Genomic DNA, 11800 nt, shown 5'->3' on the forward strand with positions numbered 1-11800 from the left:
CGTGTCAGAGACCGGAGCGCAACACGCGCGTGGGGAGACCATGGGGGGACCCGCGCTCATAAATCGGCTCCGTCCACGCAAGACGGGTCTATAAAGAGGCTGACAAGGCTGAGATGAGCGACCTTACGTTCAACAAGATTTTCGGCGGCGTGCTTCTGACCGGTCTGGTCATCTTCGGTCTGCGCGAGGCGTCCGACATCGTCTTCAAGAAGCACGAAGTCGAAAAGCCCGGCTACGCGATCGCCGTCCAGGAAGACACCGGCGGCGAAGGCGCCGCGGCCGCCGAGGTTCCGCCCGACTGGGGTTCGGTGCTGCTGCTGCCGGCCAACATCGAGGCCGGCAAGGCCGTCTCGGCCAAGTGCGCTTCGTGCCACACCTTCACCTCGGGCGGCCCCAACGGCACCGGTCCCAACCTCTTCGGCACCCTGGGCAAGAAGCCGGGCACGCACCCGGGCTTCGGCTATTCGGGCTCGATGACCGACTTCGGCGGCAAGAACCCGGTGTGGGACTACGACCACGTCGACCAGTTCCTGAAGGCCCCGGGCAAGTACATCTCGGGCACCAAGATGACCTTCGCGGGCCTGAAGAAGCAGGAAGACCGCATCGCCATCATCGCCTACCTGCACAGCCTGGGCTCGACCCTGCCGGTGCCGGCGCCCAAGCCCGCCGCCGMGGCCGCTCCGGCCGCCGACGCGGCTGCGGCTCCGGCCGCTGAAGGCGCGGCCCCGGCCGAAGGCGCCGCCCCGGCTCCGGCCGCCGGCGCTGCTCCGGCTGCCGCTGCTCCGGCCCCGGCCACGCACTAGGGTCTGGCCGAACGATCGAAACGAGAAGGCCGCGGGGCTTGCGCTCCGCGGCCTTTTCTTTGTCCCGACGCGCGATAGGCTCGCCCGCGAAGTTCCCGGGGGATCCGCGTCATGCGTCGTCGACAGTTCCTGCTTTCCGCCGCCTGCGTCCCCCTGCTCGGCGCCTTGCCGGGCGGGCTCGCCCAGGCCCGCCAGCAGGCGCCCGACCCTGATGTCGACACCTCCGTCGCCAAGCCGGCCTACCCGCAGGGCCGGGGCCCACGCCTGGCCATCGACGGCGGGCACAACAACTTCCACACGGTGGACGGCCGTTTCGCGCCGTTCGCGGCTGTGGCCCGGGCCGACGGCTACCGGGTCTCGGGCCTGACCGGCCCGCTGTCGGCGCAGAGCCTGGCCGATGTCGACCTGCTGGTCGTGGCCAATCCGCTGGCGGCCGTGAACGTCGGCGACTGGAGCCTGCCCAATCCCGGCGCCTACACCCCCGAAGAAGCCGCCGCCGTTAAGGCCTGGGTCGAGGCCGGCGGCGCCCTGCTGCTGATCGCCGACCACATGCCGTTCCCCGGCGGGGCCGAGCCCCTGGCCAAGGCCTTCGGCTTCGATTTCGACAACGGCTTCGCCCAGAAGACCGGCGGCGGGCCCGAGTTCTTCCAGCGCGCCGACGGTTCGCTGCTGGACCATCCGATCACGCGCGGGATCGACCGGGTGCAGAGCTTCACCGGCTCGTCGTTCCGCGCCCCGCCGCAGGCCCAGCCGCTGCTGGTGCTGCGCGGCGGCTGGAGCGTGGCCATGCCGCAGAAGGCCTGGGTGTTCGACGACAAGACCCCCCGCCACGACGGCGAGGGCCTGCTGCGCGGCGCGGCCTTGCCGGCAGGCAAGGGCCGGGTCGTGGCCATGGGCGAGGCGGCGATGTTCACCGCCCAGCTCGCCGGGCCGCAGGGCCGCAAGATGGGCTTCAACGCCCCGACCGCCTCGCAGAACAAGGCGTTCCTGCTGAACGTGCTGCGGTGGTTGTCGGGGAAGGTCTGAACAAGGAACCTCCCCCTATGGGGGAGGCGATCGCGTTAGCGATCGGTGGGGGGAGTATTCACGAAGCCAGCCCACTCAGCGGAAGCTGAAAACGGCCCCCCTCCGTCGCCTTTGGCGACACCTCCCCCATAGGGGGAGGTTCTTTGGCAATCACCCCGCCTTGCTGAAGTCGGGCGCGCGGCGCTCGGCGAAGGCCATGAAGGCTTCGCGGGCCTCGGCGGTCTGCAGGCGCTCGGCGAACAGGGCGCCTTCCTTGTCCATCAGGGCGGCGATGGCCTCGGCGTCGCGCATCAGGCCCTTGGTGACGGTCAGGGCGCCCAGCGGACGCTTGGCCAGCTGGTCGGCGGCGGTGCGGGCCTTGGCGCGCAGTTCGTCAGCGGGAACCACGGCGTTGGCCAGGCCCCAGGCGGCGGCCGTCGTCCCGTCCACCGCCTCGCCCAGGGCGAACATGGCGTAGGCGCGGGCGTGGCCGATGCGGGCCGGCAGCAGCCAGCTCGACGCGGCCTCGGGGGCCAGGGCCAGGTTGACGAACGGCACGGTCAGGCGCGCGTCGGGCGCGACGAACACCAGGTCGCAGTGCAGCAGCATGGTCGTGCCCACGCCGACGGCCTGGCCGTGGACGGCGGCGACCAGCGGGCGGGTGGCGTTGGCCAGGGCCTTGAGGAACCGCCACACGTGGCGCTCCTCGGTGAAGGCGCCGGTGGCCTGGGCCACGAAGTCGCCGAGGTCGTTGCCAGCGCTGAAGCTGTCGCCGTCGGCCTGGAACACCACCACCCGGATCTCGGGATTGGTCTCGGCCCCTTCCAGGGCGTCGGCCAGGGCGCCGTACATGGCGTTGCTGAGCGCGTTCTTCTTTTCGGGACGCGACAGGGTGATGGTCAGCACGCCGGCCTCGAGGCTGGTCTTCACGTGCTCGGTCATTGGGGAGCGTCTCCTTTGGGGAACTTGGTCTGCAGGCTCGAAAGCCAGCGGGCGACCACGGCGATCTCGTCGTCCGTGAAGCCCTCGGTGAGGTGGGCGTTGAGGTGCGCGAGGCCGGCCTTGGCCTCCTCGCGCGCCGCGCGGCCGTGGTCGGTCAGGTGCAGGCGCAGGGCCCGGCCGTCCTTGGGATCGGGCCGGCGTTCGACCAGGCCCGCGCGGGTCATGCGGTCGACGAGGCCGGTCATGGCCGAGGGGGCCAGGTCCAGGGCCTCGGCCGCCTCGCCGATCAGCGCCCCGTCGGCGCCGCCCAGATAGAACAGCACCCCCGACTGCGCCGAGGTCAGGCCGTTTCCCTCGGTCGCCAGCTTGGCCTCGATCCAGCGCTGCACGCGCCGGTGGCCGGCGGCGAGCAGGAAGACGAAGCGTTTGTCCAGGGCGGGCGGGGGCGGCGTCGACATGCGCCGACTATATGCTTCGCGTGCGAAATATCAAACGGATGTTTCGGTGATCGACGCAGGCCTCCGCCGGGCGCTCAACTTCCGCTTTCGGCCGCCGCCGGCTCATGGAAGGGTGCGCCCATGAAAACCGCACTTCTCTGCCTCGCCGCGCTCGGCGTCCTGGCCTCTTCGGCCTGCACCGACAGCCGGCGCGCCCGCAACGACGCCACCTGGAGCGACCTGCCGGCGGATGTCACCTGCTGGAGCTACGGGACCGAGGTCTTCAAGGGGCGATCGACGGGCAAGGTCTCGTACGGCGACACCGGCCGCATCTCGTTCGTCGACGCGGCCAACGGCCGCTACACCACGATCGACGGCGATTGCCGCGTCGTCTACCTGCCCAAGAAGGCGGCCTGATCCGGGCTAGCCGGCCCGGTACCAGGCCACGCCCGTCTCATCGACCTCGCGCACGGCCTGGCCGCGGGCGATCAGGCAGTTGAGATGGGCCAGGGCCTCGCCGGTGGCCATGCCCAAAAGGTCCGGGCCGATCGGCCGGGCGAACAGCGCCCCGAACGTGTCGACCGCCCGGCGCGGCTCCTCAAGCTTGCCCAGCAGCCGCGAGAGCCCCCGCTCGTGGCCGGCGATCAGCTGGTCGATGCGGGCGTGCAGGCCGCGGAACGGCGCGTTGTGGGCCGGCAGCACCAGCACCTCGTCGGGCACGGCCGCCTTGACCTTGGCCAGCGAGGTCAGCCAGTCGGCCAGCGGGTCGGCGTCGGGCTCGGTGGGAAACACCGAGACGTTGGACGATATCCTGGGCAGCACCTGGTCGCCCGAGATCAGCAGGCCCAGCGACGGGCTCCACAGGCAGGCATGGTCGGGCGAGTGGCCTTGGCCGGTCACCACCGTCCAGTCGTGCTCGCCGATGCGGAAGGTCTCGCCGTCGCTCATCCGCCGATAGCTGTCGGGCAGGGCGTGGATCGCTCGGCCGAAGCCGCCGAAGCGGGTCCTGTAGTTGTCGACGGCGTCGTCGTCCCAGCCGGCGGCGTGGAAGAACCGCACGCCGTCCTCGGGGGCTTCGCGGCCGGTGTCGGCCACCAGCATCCGGCACTGGAAGTACTCCAGCCGGGTCATCCACAGGCGGCAGTCGAACCGCCGGGTCAGCCAGCCGGCCAGGCCCACATGGTCGGGATGCAGGTGGGTGACGATGACCCGGGTGACGGGGCGTCCGGCCAGCGCGCCGGCGAAGGCGGTCTTCCAGGCGGCGCTGGTGTCCTTGGTGGCCATGCCGGTGTCGACGATCGCCCAGCCCTCGCCGTCCTCCAGCRCCCAGACATTGATGAAGCCCAGCGATCCGCCCAGCGGCTGGCGCAGCCACAGGACGCCCGGCGCGACCTCGACCGCCTGGCCTGAACCGGGCTCGGGTTCGACCTCGAACGGATAGGTCAGGCGCGGCCGGCGCGGCGCCTCGTTGTCGCTCCCGGCATCCTCGAACCCGTCGCTCATCGTCGTTCAACTCCCCGCGCCGCGCGTTCTGGCCGTCTCGCCAGCCCATTTTTCATGGTCAAGCCGCGCCATGATTGCGCCCCCGTCGGACGACATCTTGACCCTCGATGCAAGGGGGGGCTTAAGTCCGCCCCGAGGAATCCACCCCCAGGAGACTACAGACATGAGGCCATTCGCGATCGGCCTGACGGCCGCCCTCGCGGTCGCCGCGCTCGTTCCGGCCGCCGCCTTTGCGGCGCCGAAGGATGCCAAGCCCGCCGCCGCCGCCGTCGACGCCAAGTCGCGTGAAGCCGGTATGAAGGAAGCTCCGCCCCTGGTCGCCCAGGCCGGCGTGGCCTGCCAGGTGTCGGACGCCCGCCTGATCGGCGCCGACAAGAAGTCGGCCACCTCCTATTACGAAGTGGCCTGCCAAGAGGGCATGGGCTACGCGCTGGTGTCCAAGAAGGACACCGCTCCGCAGGCCTTCTCGTGCGTCGAGACCGGCCAGCCCGGCGCCGACGGCAAGGAATCGGGCCTGAAGTGCCTGCTGCCGGCCAACGCCGACGCCAAGCAGGGCCTCAAGCCGTACCTGGCCAAGGCCGGCGCGACCTGCGACCTGCAGAACGCCCGCGCCATCGGCACCGGCAACAACAACTCGTTCTTCGAAGTCTCCTGCGCCGGCGGCACGGGCTACATCGTCCAGATCCCGGTGCCGATGAAGCTCGAGGGCACGGTGGCCAACAGCTGCCTGCTGTACGAGGAAGGCGGCAACATCTCGTGCAAACTGACCGATCGCGCCACCCAGCTGCAGATCGTCGACACCCTGGCGGCCGCCGCCAAGAACAACTGCGCGGTCAAGGACAAGCGCTACATCCTGACCACCAAGACCGACAACTACTTCGAAGTCGCCTGCCAGGACGGCAAGGGCTACGTGCTGCAGCAGGCCGTGGCCGGCGGTTCGCTGGTTCGCGCCATCGACTGCGCCAACGCTCCGGGCGGCGCCGAGTGCACCCTGACCGACAGCCGCGCGGCCAAGACCGAGCAGGCCGGCCTCTACACCAGCCTGGCCAAGAAGGCCGGCTACGACTGCAAGGTCGAGTCCTACGGCCTGTTCCCGTCGCAAGACCCCAAGAAGGAAATCGTCGAGCTGAAGTGCTCGAACACCCCGCGGGGCGGCATCGGCGTCTTCTCGGTGGCCGACAACCGCGTCTATGACTGCGTCACCGGCGAACTGAACGGCTTCCGCTGCAGCTACACCAAGCCGGACGTCGAGTTCACCCGCCTGTGGGACGACCTCAAGAGCTACAACAAGGCCGGTTGCCAGGTCTCGGGCGCGCGCATCATCGGCCGCACCGACACCAGCGGCTTCGTCGAAGTGGCCTGCGCCGACGGCCTGCCGGGCTGGGTGCTGTCCTACCCGCTGAACCAGGCTTCGCCCAAGCCGAACGAGCTCCTGTCCTGCCTGCAGGCCAAGGGCGTCGGCGGCGGCTGCAAGCTGCCGACCAACATCAAGAAGTAAGAGTTCCTCGGAGCTCTGACGAAGAACCCCGCCGGTGCGAACCGGCGGGGTTTTTCTTTGACGGGGGTTGCCCCCTCAGTCGCTCCGCGACAGCTCCAGCCAACCGGGAACCTCCCCCTGTGGGGGAGGCGGCCCGGAGGGCCGGAGGGGGGACGGTTTCAGCTGTCGTGGGGCGGGCCGGTTTCGCAAGGTCTTCCCCCACCGATCGCTGCGCGATCGCCTCCCCCACAGGGGGAGGTTCCTCTTCGGCCGGAGGGCCTAAAGCGCCGCCTCGATCAGTCGCGGGCCCTTGGCCGCCATGGCCTGGGCGAAGGCTTCGTCGAAGGCCTCGGCGGTGTCGACCCGCTGGGCCGGCACGCCCAGGCCTTCGGACACCGCCACCCAGTCGATGCGCGGATCGCCAAGGTCCAGCAGCCGGCTCGCAGCCGGGCCGGGATTACCCGCGCCGGTGCGGCCAAGCTCGATGCCGAGGATGCGGTAGACGTGGTTGGCGAAGACCACGACCACGACGTCCAGCTGCTCGCGGGCGATCGTCCACAGGCCCTGCACCGTGTACATGCCCGCCCCGTCGCCGGTCAGGGCCAGCACCTTGGCCTCGGGCCGCGCCACGGCCGCGCCGACGGCCAGCGGGATGCCCTGGCCGATCGCGCCGCCGGTCAGCGACAGCCAGTCGTGGGCTCGGGCGGCGCGGGTCTGGGTGAAGATCGGCAGGCCGGCGGTCACCGCGTCGTCGGAGATCACCGTCTGGGCCGGCATGTGCCGGGCGATGCTGGCGCCGATGGCCCAGGCGTCCAGCTTGCCGGCCGGGGCCGGCGGCGGGGCGTAGGTCTCGACGTGGCCGGCGGCGGGCGCCTCCAGCGCGTCGGCCAGGGCGTTCAGCGCGGCGGCCGCGTCGACCTGGCGGCCGCACAGCGTTTCCAGCCCGCAGTGCTCGGGCACGAGCACGCTGGGCCGGTCGGGATAGGCGAAGAAGGCCACCGGCCGTTCGGTGGCGACCAGCACCATCAGGTCGGCGCCGTCGAGGTCCTTCAGGGCCATCTCGCCGAAATAGGGCAGCTTGTCGGGACGGAAGCGCCCCTCGCCGCGCGCCTGGCGGGCGGTGAAGGTGTCGGTCAGCACGCGGATCCCCAGGGCGGCCAGGCGGCCGGCGGCGGCGAGCCCGTCCTCGCGGCCGGCGCCCGACCCCAGCAGCAGCACCGGCGCCTTGGCCGCCTTCACCGCGTGGGCGACGGCCGCCACGGTCTCGGCGTCGGGGGCTGAGGGCGCGGGAACCTCGGCCACGCCGCCGTGCACGGTCGCCTCGTTCCAGGCCGCGTCGGCCGGCAGGATCAGGCAGGCGTTGCCGCCCGGCGTTCCATAGGCGGCGGTGATCGCCTCGGCGGTCAGCGGGCCGACGCTGTCGGCGGTCTCGGCCGACTTCACCCACAGCGAGTTGGGCGCGGCCAGGGCGGCGATGTCGCTGTTGAGCGGCGCGTCGAAGCCGCGGTGATAGGTGGCGTGGTCGCCCACGACATTGACGATCGGGGTGAAGGCCCGGCGGGCGTTGTGCAGGTTGGCCGCGCCGTTGGCGTAGCCGGGACCCAGGTGCAGCAGCGTGCAGGCCGGCTTGCCCGCGATCCGCCCATAGCCGTCGGCGGCGCCGGTCGCCACCCCCTCGAACAGGCACAGGATCGAGCGCATGCGCGGCTCGCGGTCCAGGGCCGAGACGAACTGCATCTCGCTGGTGCCCGGATTGGCGAAGCAGGCGGTCACGCCGTTGTCGGCCAGGGTGGTGATCAGGGCGTCGGCGCCGTTCATGGTCTTCTCCGTACCAGTCGTCTCCCGCTCCCTGTCTCCGACATTTCGGCATGGGCGCGCAACACGATTGCGCCGGCGGGGGCGATCGTCGCAGTCTGGACGGAAAACGGGGGGGAAAGTTTCCATGCGGACGATGAGCGCGGCCGCCCGCTGGGCGCTGATCGGCTCGGTGGTCGCCGGGGCGAGCTATGTCGTCACCTGGCGGCTGGACCTGCCGCCGGCGCTGCAGGCCGGCTGGAAAGGCGCGGGCGTCGGCCTCTTGGCCCTGCATGCGCTGCTGCGGGCGCGCGGCTTCGACGGCTGGCTGCTGACGGCGGCGATGGCCCTGGGCGCCCTGGGCGACGTGCTGCTGGACGTGGCGGGCCTGACGGTCGGGGCGGTGGCCTTCCTGGCCGGACACGGCGTGGCGGCCTGGCTGTACCTTCGCCACCGGATCCCCGGAAAGGCCCTGCCGGTGCTGCTGATCCCGGCCGTGGCGGCGCTGTCCTACGGACTGCCGGCCGACCGCGCCGGCGCCGGGGGGATCGCCCTCTACGCCACGGGCCTGGCGACCATGGCCGCCGCCGCCCTGCTCAGCGACTTTTCCTGGCGGACGGTCAAGCTGGGGGCGCTGCTGTTCGTGGTCTCCGACCTTCTGATCTTCGCGCGCCTGGGGCCGCTGCCGGACGGACTGCTGACCGGCCTGTGCGTCTGGGGGTTCTACTATCTGGGCCAACTGCTGATCTGCGTCGGCGTGGCCGGGGCGCTGGACGAGAGCCGGGCGACCCATCCCCAAGCCGGCTATCCCCGCGAAGGCGGGGACCCAAGCTGACTTTCAGAAAGAAGCGCTGAGCCGAAGCTTCACCGCCGCGCCCCTCCGGCGGCTCGGCTTGGATCCCCGCCTTCGCGGGGATGCTCGGATTTGGGGAAAGCTTAGCGCTCCTAGAACCGCATGACCGCGTCGTCGGGCTCGGCGGCGAACAGGCGCTCGATCTCGGCGGGGCGGCGCTCGCGGGCCAGGGCTTGGTTGATGTAGCCCTTGTCGGTCAGCTCGCCGCTGGCCGCGTCGGGGGCACCGGGCAGGATCAGGGCGCGGGCGATCTTGCCGGTCCCGCCCTTGCCGGCCGCGTTGAACGCCTCGAGGCCCGCGCGCACCGCCGCCCGGGCCGCGGCCTCGCCGCCCAGCGCCTCGCAGGTGCGCGGCTCCAGGAACAGCATCAGGCCCACGCCCTCGCGGCCCTCGCCGCAGACCACGGCGTCGGACGCCGCCCCGCCGATGGCCGAGATCGCCGCCACCCGCAGGGCGCCGGCCGCCACGAAGGCCCCGCTGGCCAGCTTGAAGTTCTCCACCAGCCGTCCGTCGAAGACGAGGCCGGCGGTCGGGTCGTCCGGATCGGCCAGCCGCGCCGCGTCGCCCAGGCGGTAGAAGCCGTCCTCGTCGAAGGCCTGGCGGGTCGCCTCGGGCTGGTCCAGATAGCCGGGCGAGACCTGCGGGCCCTCGACCCGGATCTCCAGCTTCTCGCCGGCGGGAACCAGCTTCACGGCCGTGCCGGGCGTGGGCAGGCCGACCATGCCCGAGCGCGCGTTCAGCCAGTGGATGTTGCAGGCGGTCGGGCCGGTCTCGGTGGCGCCGTAGCCGGCCGCGAAGGTGATGCGCTCGCCGGTGACGGCCAGGGCCAGCGCCTGCACGCGGTCGAGGATCGACTGGGCCATCGAGGCCCCGCCGTACTGCAGCACCCGCACGCGCGAAAAGAAGGTCCGCGCCAGCACCGGGTCGCGCTCCAGCTCGCCGACCAGCAGGCCCCAGCCGGCCGGCACCATGTTGTGATAGGTGGGCGAAACCTCGCGCAGGTTGCGCAGCGTCTCGGAAAAGCGCCCCGGCACGGGCTGGCCGGCGTCGATATAGAGCGTGCCGCCCCGGTGCAGCACCATGTGCAGGATGGCGTTGGCCCCCAGGCTGTGGCTCCAGGGCGCGGAGTTGACCAGCACCGGCGGATCGGGGTCGGCGTAGCAGGCCTCGATCTGGGCGGCGTTTAGCGCGATGTTGGCGTGGGTGCAGATCACCGCCTTGGGTCGTCCGGTCGAGCCGGAAGTCAGCAGCAGCTTGGCAACGTCGTCCCCCTCGGCCACGTCGGGCGCGGGCGGGCTGGCCAGCAGGGCCTCGAACGGCTGGTCGCCGGGGCGGGGGTTGCGGCTGGCGATCACCGGCAGGCCGTCCAGGCAGTCGTGGTCCAGGGCTCCGGCGAAGGCGGCCGCGTCGTCGACATAGACCGCCGCCGGCTTCAGTCGTTCCACTGCGTGGGCCAGGCGCGAGAGATCCGCGCCGGAAAGGCCGTACTGCGGCGACACCGGCGCGGCCGGCGCCCCCAGGCGCATGGCCGCGTAGGCGATCAGGGCGTGGTCGACGCCGTTGCGGGCCAGGATCAGCAGCGGCTTGCCGCGCGACAGGCCCAGGGTCGCAAGGCCGCCGGCCAGGGCCGCCACGCGGGTCGCCGCCTGCCCATAGGTGATCGTGCGCCAGCCGTCCTGGCCCTCGATCCGTTCGGCCAGCCAGACGCGGTCGGGGGCCTGGCCGGCCCAGCGGGCCAGGGGGGCGGTGACCGTGCGCACGGCCTTCGAATAGGGCATGGGGTTGCGCAGGATCAGCGCATCGCCGCGACGTTCGACCTCCAGGGCGCGCGGGGCGTAGCGGGCGTCACGGAAAGGGGCGTCGTCGAGGGATTCCATCGCCCAGTTATGTCCCGCCGCAAACGCCCGTTCAATCCTGGCCGAGCATCGTTCGCCGACGTTCCAGCCACAGCCGCTCGGCCGGGGCGGGGTCCAGCGCCAGGGCGCGGTCGTAGGCGGCGCGGGCCTCGGCGGGCCGCGACAGGCGGGCCAGCAGGTCGGCGCGCACGGCGTGGAACGGGCCGAAGGCGTCCAGGCGCGCGGCGTCCAGGGCGTCCAGCTCGGCCATCGCTGCGGGCGGGCCGGCGACCTCGGCCAGGGCCACGGCGCGGTTGAGGCGCACCACGGCGTCGTCGCGCCAGGCCAGCAGGGCGTCGTACAGCGCCAGCACCGCGCCCCAGCGCGGCGGTTCGGCCAGGCTCGTGCGATGGCTCCACACCGCGTGGATGGCCGCCTGCAGCTGGCGGGGGCCGGGCCGGTCGAGATCGGCGGCGCGGCGCAGATAGGCTTCCGCCTCGTCGATCATCGGCCGCCGCCAGAGGGCCGGGTCCTGCTGCGAGAGGGGCGTCATGGCCCCGGTCTCGTCCAGCCGGGCCGGCCGCCGGGCCTCGGCGTAGCGGACCAGCGCCGCCAGGGCCAGGCACTCGGCCTCGCCCGGCGCCAGCTCGGCCAACGCCGCCGTCAGGTCGAGGATCTCGCGGGCGTAGCCTGCGTGGGCCCCGGCGCCGGCGGCGTCCTCGTGGGCCTTGGCGTAGGCGACCTCCAGCGTCGAGAGCACCGCCGAGAACCGCTCGGGCCAGGCGTCCGGGCCCGGGACCTCGAAGGCCACGCCCGCCTGGGCGATCTTCTTCTTGGCGCGGGTCAGGCGCTGGAACATCGCCGCCTCGCCGACCAGGAAGGCGCGGGCGATCTCCTGCACCGACAGCCCGCAGACCAGGCGCAGGGTGAGCGCGGCCCGCGATTCCGGGGCCACGGCCGGATGGCAGCAGACGAAGATCAGCCGCAGGCGCTCGTCGGGGATCAGCCGGTCGTCCGAGGCCAGGGCGTCTTCCACGGTCGGCTCCGGCTCCGGCGCATCCGGCGCCAGMCGCGAGCGCACGGCCCGCCTGCGCAGGGCGTCGAGCGCGCAGCGGCGGGCGGCGGCGTAGAGCCAGGCGGCCGGCTGGCGC

11 protein-coding genes are annotated in these 11800 nt (G+C 72.2%); 5 read left to right on the plus strand and 6 right to left on the minus strand.

Translation table 11 applies throughout. The features are described 5' to 3' along the window. Positions 1-113 precede the first annotated feature (113 nt). Together AC1DCG_RS20030 and AC1DCG_RS20035 are read left to right on the plus strand one after the other, a co-directional pair. Positions 114-803 (plus strand): c-type cytochrome, encoded by a 690-nt coding sequence (locus AC1DCG_RS20030; RefSeq protein WP_477041624.1) that lies wholly within the window; start codon positions 114-116, stop codon positions 801-803. A 111-nt stretch (positions 804-914) separates the two neighbouring features. Then, positions 915-1829: a hypothetical protein gene (locus tag AC1DCG_RS20035; RefSeq protein WP_477028458.1), complete on the plus strand. Its 915-nt coding sequence runs from the start codon at positions 915-917 to the stop codon at positions 1827-1829. A gap of 150 nt (positions 1830-1979) precedes the next feature. Here the strand turns inward: AC1DCG_RS20035 and AC1DCG_RS20040 are convergent, their stop codons facing one another. Both AC1DCG_RS20040 and AC1DCG_RS20045 read right to left on the minus strand, forming a co-directional pair. Continuing rightward, complete coding sequence (locus tag AC1DCG_RS20040; protein WP_477028457.1) at positions 1980-2750, minus strand: enoyl-CoA hydratase; 771 nt, start codon at positions 2748-2750, stop codon at positions 1980-1982. Beyond that, complete coding sequence (locus AC1DCG_RS20045) at positions 2747-3208, minus strand: MarR family winged helix-turn-helix transcriptional regulator (RefSeq protein WP_477028456.1); 462 nt, start codon at positions 3206-3208, stop codon at positions 2747-2749. The genes AC1DCG_RS20040 and AC1DCG_RS20045 overlap by 4 nt, the downstream gene beginning before the upstream one ends. 120 nt (positions 3209-3328) lie before the next feature. Here AC1DCG_RS20045 and AC1DCG_RS20050 point away from each other — a divergent pair, with 120 nt between their 5' ends. Beyond that, complete coding sequence (locus tag AC1DCG_RS20050) at positions 3329-3604, plus strand: hypothetical protein (protein WP_165260879.1); 276 nt, start codon at positions 3329-3331, stop codon at positions 3602-3604. Positions 3605-3610: 6 nt separating this feature from the next. Here AC1DCG_RS20050 and AC1DCG_RS20055 read toward each other — a convergent pair whose 3' ends face one another. After that, the gene (locus tag AC1DCG_RS20055; RefSeq protein WP_477041625.1) at positions 3611-4690 is read right to left on the minus strand and encodes an MBL fold metallo-hydrolase; all 1080 of its coding nucleotides are present in this window, start codon (positions 4688-4690) and stop codon (positions 3611-3613) included. Between the two features lie 163 nt (positions 4691-4853). Between AC1DCG_RS20055 and AC1DCG_RS20060 the strand changes: the two genes are divergently transcribed. Then, positions 4854-6188, plus strand: a complete 1335-nt coding sequence (locus AC1DCG_RS20060; protein WP_165260883.1) for a hypothetical protein — start codon at positions 4854-4856, stop codon at positions 6186-6188. 258 nt (positions 6189-6446) lie between these two features. Here AC1DCG_RS20060 and AC1DCG_RS20065 read toward each other — a convergent pair whose 3' ends face one another. Then, on the minus strand, positions 6447-7985 hold the full coding sequence (locus AC1DCG_RS20065; protein WP_477028454.1) for an acetolactate synthase large subunit: 1539 nt from the start codon (positions 7983-7985) through the stop codon (positions 6447-6449). Between the two features lie 124 nt (positions 7986-8109). Between AC1DCG_RS20065 and AC1DCG_RS20070 the strand changes: the two genes are divergently transcribed. After that, complete coding sequence (locus tag AC1DCG_RS20070; RefSeq protein WP_477028453.1) at positions 8110-8796, plus strand: lysoplasmalogenase family protein; 687 nt, start codon at positions 8110-8112, stop codon at positions 8794-8796. Between the two features lie 110 nt (positions 8797-8906). Here the strand turns inward: AC1DCG_RS20070 and AC1DCG_RS20075 are convergent, their stop codons facing one another. Beyond that, positions 8907-10691 carry a feruloyl-CoA synthase gene (locus AC1DCG_RS20075; protein WP_477037228.1) on the minus strand — a complete coding sequence of 595 codons (1785 nt, stop codon included), beginning with the start codon at positions 10689-10691 and terminating at the stop codon, positions 8907-8909. A 31-nt stretch (positions 10692-10722) separates the two neighbouring features. Next, positions 10723-11800: RNA polymerase sigma factor (locus tag AC1DCG_RS20080; protein WP_477041626.1), on the minus strand; the 1078-nt coding region annotated here is incomplete at its 5' end.

It is taken from the genome of Caulobacter sp. 10L414 (assembly GCF_056395525.1).

What these genes read in the sequence shown, in the direction of transcription:
- AC1DCG_RS20035 (WP_477028458.1), top strand. Translation starts at nt 915, where the DNA reads ATGCGTCGTCGACAGTTCCTGCTTTCCGCCGCCTGCGTCCCCCTGCTC.
- AC1DCG_RS20040 (WP_477028457.1), bottom strand. Translation starts at nt 2,750, where the DNA reads ATGACCGAGCACGTGAAGACCAGCCTCGAGGCCGGCGTGCTGACCATC.
- AC1DCG_RS20045 (WP_477028456.1), bottom strand. Translation starts at nt 3,208, where the DNA reads ATGTCGACGCCGCCCCCGCCCGCCCTGGACAAACGCTTCGTCTTCCTG.
- AC1DCG_RS20050 (WP_165260879.1), top strand. Translation starts at nt 3,329, where the DNA reads ATGAAAACCGCACTTCTCTGCCTCGCCGCGCTCGGCGTCCTGGCCTCT.
- AC1DCG_RS20060 (WP_165260883.1), top strand. Translation starts at nt 4,854, where the DNA reads ATGAGGCCATTCGCGATCGGCCTGACGGCCGCCCTCGCGGTCGCCGCG.
- AC1DCG_RS20065 (WP_477028454.1), bottom strand. Translation starts at nt 7,985, where the DNA reads ATGAACGGCGCCGACGCCCTGATCACCACCCTGGCCGACAACGGCGTG.
- AC1DCG_RS20070 (WP_477028453.1), top strand. Translation starts at nt 8,110, where the DNA reads ATGCGGACGATGAGCGCGGCCGCCCGCTGGGCGCTGATCGGCTCGGTG.
- AC1DCG_RS20075 (WP_477037228.1), bottom strand. Translation starts at nt 10,691, where the DNA reads ATGGAATCCCTCGACGACGCCCCTTTCCGTGACGCCCGCTACGCCCCG.